This window comes from Maribacter spongiicola (assembly GCF_004364165.1).
Classification (GTDB): Bacteria; Bacteroidota; Bacteroidia; order Flavobacteriales; family Flavobacteriaceae; genus Maribacter; species Maribacter spongiicola.
In genome coordinates this window covers 38,657-50,202 of record NZ_SOAY01000014.1, presented here as the reverse complement: position 1 = coordinate 50,202, position 11,546 = coordinate 38,657, and the positions used below count along the sequence as shown (strand labels likewise).

At 33.8% G+C, this 11,546-nt stretch carries 10 protein-coding genes and 1 pseudogene; 2 read left to right on the top strand and 9 right to left on the bottom strand.

Going from position 1 to position 11,546, the window contains the following annotated elements; all coding sequences use genetic code 11:
* Nucleotides 1–1,017 carry a LacI family DNA-binding transcriptional regulator gene (locus tag CLV90_RS16170; protein WP_133688558.1) on the bottom strand — a complete coding sequence of 339 codons (1,017 nt, stop codon included), beginning with the start codon at nt 1,015–1,017 and terminating at the stop codon, nt 1–3.
* Nucleotides 1,018–1,200: 183 nt separating this feature from the next.
* Between CLV90_RS16170 and CLV90_RS16165 the strand changes: the two genes are divergently transcribed.
* Nucleotides 1,201–2,544 (top strand): leucine-rich repeat domain-containing protein, encoded by a 1,344-nt coding sequence (locus CLV90_RS16165; protein WP_133688557.1) that lies wholly within the window; start codon nt 1,201–1,203, stop codon nt 2,542–2,544.
* A 78-nt stretch (nt 2,545–2,622) separates the two neighbouring features.
* Here CLV90_RS16165 and xylA read toward each other — a convergent pair whose 3' ends face one another.
* The 7 genes and pseudogenes from xylA to CLV90_RS19335 form a co-directional block, all read right to left on the bottom strand.
* Entirely contained in the window at nt 2,623–3,939 is a 1,317-nt protein-coding gene (gene xylA / locus CLV90_RS16160; protein ID WP_407943387.1) for a xylose isomerase, read from the bottom strand.
* A 10-nt stretch (nt 3,940–3,949) separates the two neighbouring features.
* Complete coding sequence (locus CLV90_RS19615; protein ID WP_407943389.1) at nt 3,950–4,690, bottom strand: FGGY-family carbohydrate kinase; 741 nt, start codon at nt 4,688–4,690, stop codon at nt 3,950–3,952.
* A gap of 24 nt (nt 4,691–4,714) precedes the next feature.
* Nucleotides 4,715–5,437: pseudogene (locus CLV90_RS19610) on the bottom strand (FGGY family carbohydrate kinase); the annotation flags it as partial.
* Between the two features lie 234 nt (nt 5,438–5,671).
* Nucleotides 5,672–6,313, bottom strand: coding sequence for a response regulator transcription factor (locus CLV90_RS16150; protein WP_133688554.1), 642 nt, complete (start codon nt 6,311–6,313; stop codon nt 5,672–5,674).
* Nucleotides 6,314–6,993: 680 nt separating this feature from the next.
* On the bottom strand, nt 6,994–8,772 hold the full coding sequence (locus CLV90_RS16145; RefSeq protein WP_133688553.1) for a PorP/SprF family type IX secretion system membrane protein: 1,779 nt from the start codon (nt 8,770–8,772) through the stop codon (nt 6,994–6,996).
* 65 nt (nt 8,773–8,837) lie between these two features.
* The gene (locus CLV90_RS16140; protein WP_133688552.1) at nt 8,838–10,064 is read right to left on the bottom strand and encodes a TolB family protein; all 1,227 of its coding nucleotides are present in this window, start codon (nt 10,062–10,064) and stop codon (nt 8,838–8,840) included.
* A 155-nt stretch (nt 10,065–10,219) separates the two neighbouring features.
* On the bottom strand, nt 10,220–10,363 hold the full coding sequence (locus tag CLV90_RS19335; RefSeq protein ID WP_166638607.1) for a hypothetical protein: 144 nt from the start codon (nt 10,361–10,363) through the stop codon (nt 10,220–10,222).
* A 239-nt stretch (nt 10,364–10,602) separates the two neighbouring features.
* Here CLV90_RS19335 and CLV90_RS16135 point away from each other — a divergent pair, with 239 nt between their 5' ends.
* Nucleotides 10,603–11,055, top strand: a complete 453-nt coding sequence (locus CLV90_RS16135) for a ferritin-like domain-containing protein (protein ID WP_133688551.1) — start codon at nt 10,603–10,605, stop codon at nt 11,053–11,055.
* Nucleotides 11,056–11,227: 172 nt separating this feature from the next.
* On the opposite strand, the gene hpf is transcribed toward CLV90_RS16135, so the two are convergent.
* Entirely contained in the window at nt 11,228–11,530 is a 303-nt protein-coding gene (gene hpf, locus CLV90_RS16130; RefSeq protein WP_133688550.1) for a ribosome hibernation-promoting factor, HPF/YfiA family, read from the bottom strand.
* Between the last annotated feature and the right edge of the window lie 16 nt (nt 11,531–11,546).

Here is an 11,546-nt window from a genome sequence, read left to right as displayed (position 1 = left end):
TTATTGTAATTTTTTGGTGGAATCTCTTACCAGCAAGCTGGTTTTCACAACCATAGTCTCATAAGGTAAACCAGGATTTTTAATTCTGCTAATCAATAATTTAGCGGTTTGCTCCCCTATATATTTACCATGCTGACTTACCATCGTTAGTGACGGTGTTACGTATTTAGATAACTGACCGTTTGTAAAGCCAATTATTGAAATATCATTTGGTACGTTATACCCTCTTGCTTTAACCACTTCTAAAACTTGAACGGCAATTAATTCATCAATACCTATGATACCATCTATCGTTTTATAATTCAGTAGAAAAGACATCAATAAATCTAAATCATCTTTTACGGTAAGGTTGATAACTAGCTTAGGATCAAACGGAATATCTAATTCTTCCAACGCCTTTTTGTATCCTTGTAGTCTCAATTTCCCAACGCTTGAGCTAGAAATAGGGTTTACTACCGCAATATTTTTACAGCCGATATTTATTAAGTACTTCGTGATTTTATAACCTGCTTCAAGATCATCTACGACTACTTTATCGCATTGCACATTATCTGAAACCCTATCAAAAAGAACTACTGGTATATCATTATTAATAACATCTATTAACGCATCGTGCTTATCCTCATTCTGACTTTCTTCCGCAAGGGACATAATAACACCATCTACCGTACCGGCATCAAAAAACTCTAGCGTCTTTGTTTCTTTAGCTTTGGACTCGTTACTAATGCAACTAATAATGTTATATCCGCTTTCATTAGCCACCTTTTCGATACCATAGAGTACCTGAACGAAAAAATAATTTAAAATATTTGGCACCACCACCCCAATGGTCTTCGTACTTCTATTTAATAAATTAAGCGCAAGCCTATTGGGTTTATAATGTTTTTCTTTTGCGTAGGCCTGAATTTTTACCTTAAGGTCATTACTGATTTCGTGACTATCATTTATCGCTTTTGAAACGGTAGAGATAGAAACACCAAAATGTCCGGCAATATCCTTTAGAGTTACTTTTTTCATGCATCAATTTAATTGACAATCGCCTTTTTTACTTCGAATATAGAAAACTAAAACGGTATCAAAGCTTTTAACAGTTGAACAGTTTATTTAATTTGTAAGTTAGCTTCTAAAACATATTCATTTTTAAGCACTAAAAAAATAGTAATTGCGTTTTATAATCTCTTATTTGTATATCAAATTTAAATGAAAACTATAAAATCGACCTTTTGCTTCATTTTCTTTACAATTCTTTTAGTTGCTTCTTGTAGCAAAGAAACCTCAACCACACCGACTGTAGAAGAACCTCAACAAGAATTACCTGTATTAGAATTTAATACTTTAACTACTCCCATTGACAAGTCATTAGAAGTTAAACTATTACCTGTCCCTATACTTGAATGGAATGTTAAAAATGCTTTAGAAGGCGAGATTATAAAATACTCTGTTCGTTTAGGTACCTCTGAAAATAATTTAGAAACGATTGCAACCGACCATACCGAAACTGATTTTCAAATTGACTTTTTACTGGATCCAGAAACCACTTATTTTTGGCAAATAGTATTAACAAATAGAGATAAAGGTGAAACGTTGAGCCCGATATATCGATTTACTTCTGATACAATCAAAATTGAAGACCCTGCAATAGAACAAATAGTACGTGATGCCCTTTTAAAGCCTGAAGGTAAATTTACTAGGGAAGAACTTGAGTCAATAACAAGCCTGCCATTAGATGAATCTATTCCATTTTATGACGCAATGGAACCTTATGACCTTCCTGAAACGCTGACCGGTCTAGAGTACTGCACAAATCTTCATTATGTAAATTTTTATGGAAAAGGTTTTCAAGTGCCATTAACAAACATTAAAGCACTCAGTAATTTAAAAGATATTACCTATTTGAATTTAGCGAATAATCAAATAACGGAAGTTCAATCAATTGGAGGTTTAACTGAGTTGACTTATTTACATCTTGGTTGGAATACAGGCATTAATGACATTAGCTACCTAACAAATTTAAAGAAGTTAAAAACATTAAATCTCACGTATACTTACGGATTACGAGACTTAACACCTTTGGCTTCATTGCCTCAATTAGATTCTCTATTAATGACTACTGCACGTTATGTAGAAGATGCAACGGTTATTGGTGAGCTAACTAACCTTAAAAAATTGAGTTTTACTTCAAACGACAATATATCAGATTTTTCTTTTTTGGAAAATTTGACAGAGATGAGAGATTTATCAATGTATTCTAACGATAGTATAGCCGATATTTCTTTTTTAACTGGTATGAATAAATTGACCAAGTTAAATATCAGTAAAAATAAAATTACAGATATAACCGTATTAGAGAATTTACTTGATCTAGAATATTTGGAACTTAATAATTTAAAAATAAAGGATTTTTCTGTTTTGACTAAATTGACCAAATTACAAGAAGTTTGGCTGCATAGTTATGATATTGATGAGACATTTATCAGTATTCAAGAACTAAAAGAAGCTTTACCAAATACTGTTTTTAAAGTAAATAATAAAACATATCACTAAGCTATCATTATCTAATTTCTAATGATAGCTTAGTTGACCTAAGTCAAAAAAATATAGGTTGTTGATTAGCTATATTATTTATATGTATTGGTTGATGATATTCTCGAACAGTTCTTGCTTACCACTCTGTAATTCCAACTCACCATTTTCTTTGGCGATATTGTAAAGATCTTTCATATCTAACTTACCGTTTTCAAAATCTTTTCCTTTACCAGAATCAAAAGAACTGTATCTGTTTTCACGTAACTTATTATATGAAGATGATTCTATAATTTTATCTGCAGTGATCAATGCTCTTGCAAAGGTATCTGCACCACCAATATGTGCGTGGAACACATCTTCTAAGTCCGTACTATTTCTTCTTATTTTGGCATCAAAATTTACTCCACCACCTTGTAATCCGCCAGCAGCTAAAAATACCAACATGGCTTCGGTAGTTTCTTGAATGTTATTAGGGAATTGGTCGGTATCCCAACCATTTTGATAATCTCCACGGTTCGCATCCATACTACCTAACATACCAGCTTTGGCGGCTACAGTAATTTCGTGCTGAAAAGTGTGTTGTGCCAACGTGGCATGGTTTACTTCGATATTCATTTTAAAATCGTTCTCCAAACCGTACTCTTTTAAAAACCCAATTGCTGTGGCACAATCAAAATCATACTGATGCTTCATTGGCTCCATTGGTTTTGGTTCAATAAAGAAGTTTCCTTTGAACCCTTGACTACGAGCATAATCTCTCGCCATAGTCAAAAACTGACCCATATGATCTACCTCACGACCTAAATCTGTATTCAATAAAGACATGTAACCTTCTCTACCGCCCCAGAACACATAATTCTCGCCACCTAAAGCGATTGTAGCATCTAGAGCTAATTTAATTTGACCACCTGCTCTTGCCAATACATTAAAATCAGGGTTGGTAGCCGCACCGTTCATATATCTTGGGTTTGAGAAGCAGTTAGCTGTTCCCCAAAGTAATTTCTTACCAGATTCTTTTTGCTTCTCTTTTAAGTAATCTGTAATCGTTGCCAATCTTTTTTCAGATTCTGCAAAGGTTGGTGCTTCTTGAATTAAATCGAAATCATGAAAACAGTAGTAGTCAAATCCTATTTTGTCAAAAAATTCAAAAGCTGCATCTGCCTTATCTTTAGCTGCTTGTACAGCATCAGAAGATTTATCCCACTCAAAACTCTGCGTACCAGGACCAAATGGATCTGAACCTTGACCACAGAATGTATGCCAGTATGCCGTTGAAAACTTAAAGTGCTCCTTCATAGTTTTACCCGCAACAACTTGATCTGGATTGTAGTATTTAAAAGCTAACGGATTATCAGATTCCTTACCCTCAAATTTAATTTTGTCTATTCCTTTAAAATATTCTTTGTTTGCCATTATGTTGATTTTATAAGTTGTTCAATATCAATTCTAATTCTTTTTTCCAAGTTGCATAAGCTTCTTGGTATGCTTTTTTATCTTTCTTCGGACTAAAAGTCTTTACGTAATCATTATCTAAAATTGCCTTTCCGAATGCTTCATAATCGCCTTTATGAAGATTCGCAGCTCTTGCCGCGCCAATTGCCCCGGTAGTATCATAGATTTCAATGTCATACCCGATTAAGGTGGATACTGTGTTTGAGAAAATTTCTGAGCGAAATAGGTTGTCATTACCTGTACGCATTACGTTCACTTTTATTCCGTCAGATTCCATGATTTCCATTCCGTAAACAAATGAAAAAGCAATGCCTTCTAACGCTGCCCGACATAAATGACCTTTACCGTGGTTATTTAAATTTAAGTTGAGAATTCTTGTACCTACTTCTTTACTTTGTAGCATTCTTTCGGCTCCGTTACCAAACGGTATCATAGCTACACCATCTGATCCAATTGGCACCTCATCTGCTAACGTATTCATCTCTTCATAAGAAGCTACATCGAGGTTATTCAATAGCCAACGGTATTGAATTCCCGCACCATTTATGCAAAGAAGCTTACCAATTCGAGCTGGTTTACCAGGAGAATAATTTACATGTGCAAAGTTGTTTACACGAGAACTTTCTTTTACCGAAAGGTTATCGGTTACGGCATATACGACACCAGAGGTGCCACCGGTTGCAGCAACTTCACCAGGGTTAAAAACATTCAAAGTCAATGCGTTATTTGGCTGATCACCAGCTCTGTATAGTATTGGAGTATCTATGGAAAGTCCGCTTTCGGCTGCCCCTTTTTCATTTACTTTAGATTGAACAGAAAAGGTATCAACGATATCAGGAATCATGTCTTTAGCTAATCCGTATTGATCTAATACCAAATCAGCAATTGCATCTTTCTTGAAATCCCAAAAAATACCTTCTGATAGACCAGAGACTGTAGTATTCGCAACACCCGATAATTTATATGCAATATAATCGCCCGGGAGCATCATCTTATAAATCTGCGCGTAAATTTCTGGTTCGTTTTCTTTGACCCATTTTAGCTTAGATGCCGTAAAATTTGAAGGTGAATTTAATAGATGGGTATCACAGGTTTCTGCACCTATTTCTTCATAGGCTTGTTGACCAATGCCTACCGCCCTACTATCGCACCAAATTATAGATTTTCTAAGCGTATTTCCTTCTTTATCAATAAGCACTAGACCGTGCATTTGATATGATATACCGATACCTGAAATATCAGATTTGCTAATATTTTGTTGTACACATAATTTCTCGATACCACTACAAACGTAGCGCCACCAATCTTCCGGACTTTGTTCTGCCCAGCCGTTTTTTACAGCTTCCATAGACATTTCTGTCTCGGGCTCTGTAACTACTCCAACACTTTTTCCGGTCGAAGCATTTACCAAAGCAATCTTAATAGATGAACTGCCGATATCTAATCCTAAATGGTACATAAATAGTATAAATTGGTTTGCTGTAATAAGTTAAACCAAAAATAGTTACTATACCGACCATTCGATATTTGCGTCACGAAATAATATCGTAAATAGATTTTTACAAAATCGAAAAGCGTAAAAATATATTTATAAAGTACTGATAACCAAGCCAATAAAAATAAAATTAAAAGTGATTTATTTTCGAAAGGGTTTTCGTATTACCCTTAAAATCAATACATAAGAATTTGTTTTTTAATACTGTTCTAGCTGATTTTGTAATTGTTCTAACTTTGAAAGTGCCTCTGATTTTGAGTTTACATCTAACTTTAAATAGATATTCTGAATATGAAAATTTACGGCACTAGGTGTCACAAATAATTTTTGCGCAATCATTTTATAAGTCGCTCCTTGACATAGAAAGTCTACAATTTGATTCTCTCTTTCAGAGAAAAATGCAAATGTCTTTCTATGAAAATTGCTAATGATTTTCTTTACGATATCATTGCTCATAGCGGCACCTTCTGTTTCTATACTACGTAAAGCATGTTCTAATTTATCTAAAGTCAATGGTTTTGTCAAATAACCGTTTGCTCCTTTCTTGAATGCATTTTTAATAATATCGAAATCATTGATTTCACTGAACATGATGATTTTTACTTCCCAATCTTTTTTCTTGAAAAGTTTAATCGCATCTACACCATTCATATCATCCAAATCAATTTCTGAAAGTACAATATGAGGCTTGGTAAACTTGTAATCTTTAATGGCATCTTTGGCAGATGTATAGCTGCCAACCACTTCATAGCCATCAATTTCTTCGAAGTGATTTTTGTACACAGCGTGTAATGAACTATCTTTTTCTAATACTATTATTCTAATGCTTGAATTTTTCATAATCTCCATAGTTTTTGAAGCTATCATTCTAAAAAAGAACAATAACTACAGTTAGTTTTGAGTAATTTCAATCCACTTTTACAAGGATTGAACAACTAAACAATAGCCATGTATAATGAACCAATAGTGTATGCTATATGTTCATTTTTACATCAAAAATCGACAAATATTGCCTAGAAGTATAGCCAGAAAATAGACCGTACTTCGCTATTATTCAGTTAAAAATTAAATCAAAAAACGGATTACCGCTAGTGAGTCAATTCTGAAAACTGAGGCGTTTGCCAAACTTTGGATTAATGAAATTTCGGAGCTCTAAAATGATAGAAATCTTGTGAAGAAAAAAATGTGTTTTGAAACCGGAATTTAGTAGGTAAAATTCATTCATGGTTGTGGGGGGATTTGGGGTTATACAATTGGGTTTGAATCTTATTGATGATCGAAATATATATATTAATACAATATACCCGTTGAAAACATCAGAATTTTCGTTCAAATACCAACTTTTCATAAAAAATAAGGTAATTCGTCGATAGTTAACATAAAGTTAAAACCGAGAATCACCACAATTGTAAACCAAAAAATAAAGGAGGGAACCCTGTTATCCCCCCGGACAACACCCCTCCTTTTATTGACAATTCAAATCAACCATATAACCGTTACGGTTTATATATTTTAAAATATTATTTTATACTTATATCATCGTCTTCAAAAGTATTAGATGCTGTAGCTGTTGTTTCGCTTACTTGCATAATCCATTTCTCTTGATTGTATTTTCCATTTAAATCTGTACTTGCTGCCATTTGTGCATCGTTCTTATAATCGTAATCTGCTAAGTACACATAATACAGTCCGTTTTCTTTATTGTAGAATTGCTTTGGATCTAACCCTTTTTCGCGCAAATCTTTCATAAAAGCATTCATATACTTTGTTTGGCTGTATACATTGGCAATTACATAGTAGCCAGAGTTCATATCTATAACATCAGCATCTACCATCATTTTCACCGGTAACTCTTTAAAATTATCTCTTGTTGACGGAAATTCCTTAAAATTCGCTCTTCTTGAAGAAGTGGTTACTGCTACTGTTGATGATGTAGTTTTAGCAGCAAAAGCATTTGCAGGTTCTGTTACAAAATCCATTTCATCCTTTTTTAAATCATTAGATGCATAAGATGTGTTTTCTTCTACACTAAAGTCTTGTAACGAGCTTTTAATCGTCGTATCAATATCATTACGTAACATTCTTACGATTAATTCAAATCGTTCTTCAAAAGCCGCTATTCGTTGTTCTTCAATAGAGTCTTGACGAAGTATAAGCTCATCTAAAATAATTTTATTCTCATAAGCCAAGCTACTTTCTGAAACAGCTGTGGAAGTAGTATTTGCAGATGCATCTTGTCTCTTACGACCCGATTTTCTTGCGTTATCTCTTTCTTCTATTAAATGAGCGATTTGCTCTTCGTAATTACGCACTATGTTATCAATTTGATTGTCTGATGAGTTATCTGCAACTGAGATAGCCAAATCATCATCTTTAAATTTGTAGGCTAAAGTGATTTCATGATTCCATCCTAAATTGGCATCATCACTTGATAAGTCTTTCTCCATTAAATAACCTAAAGACATTTTATCACTTAAGTTAAAACCAACACCTGCCGCTACTCCATACTCTTCATCTACCGTTGTTTGTAACCATCCGTAGTTTGGCATGTCTAATAATAACGACCCAAAGTAATACAGGCTACCGTCATAATTCTGACCTACTTGCGCCATAGGCATTAAACGGGCATCTGTAAAAAGACCTCTAGAATGTTCAAATGAATGGGTATACTGTACCGATGCCTTTACACTCTTTGTAGACAATTCGGTTAAAAATTCGTTCGTTGTTTGATTGTATTTAAAAAGGTCTTCTGCGTAGAATCCGAAATCGAATTTACCTAACGACAAGTTCATACCTGGTTGTATGGCAATTTTACTTTCTTTTCTTGCATCTGCCAATTTTGGATCGTCTTCACCTACTACAATCCTGTTTTTATCTAAACCTTGATTAAAATAAGTTACGTTCGTACCAAAGGTCAAAACAGATTTTTCTCCTAATCTTACTGCCGATGCGTAGTTGGCATTAAAACCGAATTCTTGTACAACGCCAGACCATTGGCTGTAAACACCAATACCTACTGCAGTATGGTCATTTAATTTGTTGCTGAATCCTAGAAAATAGTTTTGACTATTATCATCGAAGGTTGCATATTGATTTCTATGTAGAATGTTTAAATAAGATTTGTTCTCACGTACCAAAGAGAACGTTGGATTTATAAAAAACCTGTTGAAGAATAATTGGTTGTGGTACGTACTGCTTGATCCTAAGTTTGCATTGGTTTCTTGACCTTTTACTGTTTGGACAAGAGCCAATAAGAATAAAGCAATAAGAAAACTATTGATTTTATACGGACTTTCCATAACGATTGATTTTGTGATTAGAATTGAATTTGTCAAATGAATTGGGGGAAATGAATAATGGGTAGTTATTCATCTTCGAATACAGAACTTGAATACTGCGTTCGTCTATCTGAGTTAAAGGCTTCTAAGAAGCGATCATCTCTATCTTTATCATTTATAGGCTTATCACTTAAATTGAAAGCTACATTTTGTGTATGCTTGCCTTGTGCCATTCTATTAGACACTACATAACCAGAACCATCGCTTTGTAAAAGATTTACCGAGTACTCGTCATATGAACTATTGATGGTGTTGCCCATGTTTACGGCAAGCCCAACACTACGTTGACCAATTTCAACCATATAAACATCTAAGCCACCATAACCATCTCTACCGTCTGATGCGAATACTAAACTACCATTAGAAACGGGATTTGGAAGAACATCATTCTTTGCTGTATTTACTTTTGAACCCAAGTTTTTCGCTTGACCCAGCATTCCGTTTTTTTGAATTGTCGCTACATATATATCATACTCACCAAATGTACCTGGCATATTAGATGCGAAAAACAATCGACTACCATCTGGCGAAATTGCCGGATGCTTTGCCGAATAATCACCAGGGCAAACAGCTACTTCAGTGATTTTTTTCCACTCACCACCAACTTTATCGGCTTTGTAAATTTTGTGTATTTCTTTCTTTTTTGAGAACATACCAGTTGTAGGTTTTCGGTATGTTGTTTTACTATAGTAGGCAGTATTTCCGCCATTTGTCAATGCTACCGGTGGGGCATATTCACCAGTAGTTTTTACAGGGGCTGCATTGTTTGACGCGAACTCTTTGGTAGTACCTTGATTATCCCAAGGTAAAAAGTTTCTTCTGTTATTAGAAGTAAGACGAGATGGCACAACTGTTCGTGTCATTTTGTAATCGTCTTTAACTAACTCCGTCCAGTTTTCATCTGCCAATTCATTCTGAACTTCTTTACCTAATTGAGAAACGGCGTGGTCAAATCTTTTCTGGTAGCTTTTTTTTAAAGTACCATCTTCAGAAATTTCCATCAATCTACCATACCAGTATAATGCATTCGCATATTTTTTGGTCAGGAAATTGGCATTACCTAAATCTTCAAAGATTTCTGCATCAGAAAAACCAAGTGTCTTTAGTTTATTATAATTTTCTGTTCGGTTGGTTACTTCTTCAACCTTTCTTTGTTGAAAACTGCTACAGTTGTCATTGTAGGCCAAATCTTGGCCATAGCCCATGGTCGCCATACAAGCAAACAAAAGGCTGATTTTAATTGAATTGTTCATGTTACTAGATTTTGGGGATTAATACTCCAAAGGTCTTGCAACTCATTCAATTGGTTATTAATAAAAATTCATAGGTTTTTAAAAATTTAATGAACTATTAAATCGATAAACCATTATAACCTACTTAAAATCAATTGTTTAAATAAAAAATTGATTTATTTTCGAACCTGTTTATTTTTTCTTTTATCAGAAATGTAGGTATACCCTAAATATGCCAATTGTAAACCTACAGCTGCCATTTTCAATTTTCTACTTCTTACTAACATTTTCGCTACTCCAAATAGTGGTGATAATCCCATAATTTTCATTTTTATTATTCCTGTCCAAAGTAGCGTTTAACCATACCTACCCTTAACTCTATCCGTAGAAAATATATTCTAATAAGTACAAATAACACTAATGATAACAGTAGTTTACAGATTATTGAATAGAGCAAAACATCTATTTTTTATAGCTAAGCTAACTGCTGATATGCCTGTATATTAGTGATAGAAAATTTAATTAATCAAAGGCGTAACCGCCTTATAAAATTTAAAATATGAATACTGATATAGCAAAAATTGAAGACCATTTAAAAGACTTGGTAAGTAAAAATGAAGATGCCATCAAAGGATTTGAAAAAGCATCTGAAAATTCTAAACAAGTAGGAATTAAAAGTTACTTTGAAAAGAAAGTAGTTGACCGCATGCAGTTTTTAAGAGAACTTAGAGCATCTGTGCCAGAACTAGATTTAGGTAGCGTAGAAATTGAAGGTAGTGCAGCCGGTACATTACATAGAACTTGGATGGATGTAAAAGCATTTTTTGCAGAGGACAATGATGAAGCAATGTTAGAAGAAGCTGTTAGAGGTGATAAAGCTGCAATTAATGATTATGATAATGCACTTGCAGAAGTTATGATGCCACACCGCTTAAAAGAAATTATTAGAGCGCAAAAAGAATTCTTGCAGAATGATTTAGAAACTACCGAAATTTTAGAGCACCACAGATAATAGAACATCTAAAAAGTAAAAATCCCTTGCAATGGCAAGGGATTTTTTTATGTCCTAATTAAATGAGTTATCTCATTGCTTTATTAGATTGTTTAGCACGTTTTCGTTTTAACCAGTTTTTATAGAACTTTTTACCAAAATATAGTATTAATGCCTTTTTCATAATCGTATGTTAATAAGCTCTCATTTTATCTTTTCGCTTTTTTAATTGTCTTTCTAGCTCACTAACTGATTCAATGACAGACTCTTCAAAATTCTGATTACTGGCTTCAACAAAAATTCGTGGTCCTGGTAAGCTTAAACGTATGTTGCAAATCATGCCTGTTTCATCTGATGATGTGTTTTCTTGTTTCAAGAATACATCTGCTCTAATAATATCATCAAACTTTTGGTGAAGCTTATTCAACTTCTCTTCTGCAAAACTCTCTAATCTTTGACTAGCGGTTACGCCGTCATATTCATAAATAATATCCATAATTTTCTTTCTATAT